This window comes from Rhizobium cauense, assembly GCF_019511525.1.
Classification (GTDB): Bacteria; Pseudomonadota; Alphaproteobacteria; order Rhizobiales; family Rhizobiaceae; genus Rhizobium; species Rhizobium cauense.
In genome coordinates, this window is record NZ_JAEUAT010000055.1 from 1 (window position 1) to 1,130 (window position 1,130).

At 57.9% G+C, this 1,130-nt stretch carries 1 protein-coding gene; it reads left to right on the plus strand.

Features of this window, described 5'->3' with window-relative positions:
• Positions 1-75 precede the first annotated feature (75 nt).
• Entirely contained in the window at positions 76-1,086 is a 1,011-nt protein-coding gene (locus JNB88_RS33080) for an IS30 family transposase (protein ID WP_037127855.1), read from the plus strand.
• Positions 1,087-1,130 lie beyond the last annotated feature (44 nt).

Below are 1,130 nucleotides of genomic sequence, written 5' to 3' on the forward strand. Positions count from 1 at the left end.
TGTAGCCGGTGGGTTCTAGAATGAAGTGCGACTTGCTAATGATCCCAATGGGTTATCAATTGCAAGGACGATGCAATGAAGCGCACCTACTCTCAGATTGGATTGGACGAACGCCGTAAGATTGCTCGCTGGCGGTTGGCTGGGCTTACTGTTGATGCCATTGCCGAGAAGCTCGGACGACATCGTTCAACGATCTTCCGCGAGGTCCGGCGCAACACGTTCGTGGACATGCAAATTCCAGATCTCAATGGCTATTATTGTGTGACGGCGCACCAGATGGCTTGCGATCGTCGCTCGAAGCTTCGCAAGCTCGCACGCTTCTCGCATGTCCGGCAATCGGTGATCGAGCGGATCGTACACGGCTGGTCGCCGCAACAGATCGCCGGACGGATGCGCCTGGAGCAGCATCCGATCTCGGTGAGCCACGAGACGATCTACAAGTTCGCATATTCGGCTGACGGCCAAGCGATCAAGCTGTGGCGACATCTACCGGAGCGTCGCGCCAGGCGCAGACCAAGACATGCCAGACGCAAGCACGGTCAACGCTTTAGCTCGGATCTGAATATTCTGCGCCGTCCTGACGCCGTTGCCGAGCGCAAGCAGTTCGGGCACTGGGAATGCGACCTGATCCAGTTTCGCAAGAAGTTCGGAAAGGCCAATGTAACGTCGCTCGTCGAACGGGTCAGCCGCTTCGCAATCTTCCTGCGCAACAACGACCGACAGTCGCGTCCGGTCATGGACGGCCTTATACAGGCCCTCAAGGCCCTACCCCATCTTGCCCGTCGCTCGATCACCTTCGACCGGGGCACCGAGTTCACGGATTGGCCTTACCTCCAGGCGAGTATCGGCACCCAAACCTGGTTCTGCGACCCACAGTCGCCATGGCAGAAAGGCACCGTGGAGAACACCAACGGGCGGGTCAGGAAATGGCTTTCGAGAGAGGTGGATCCATTGTCGGTCACAGATGCCGATCTGATCGACATCTGCAACCGGCTCAACGCGACACCCCGCAAATGCCTTGGCTATCGCACGCCGGCCGAAGTCTTTCGCAAGAAACTGCTCGCGCAGATCAGACATGCCGGCTAGCTTGATGAGCCACAAAAGTCGCGGTTCAGCATGAACTCACACCG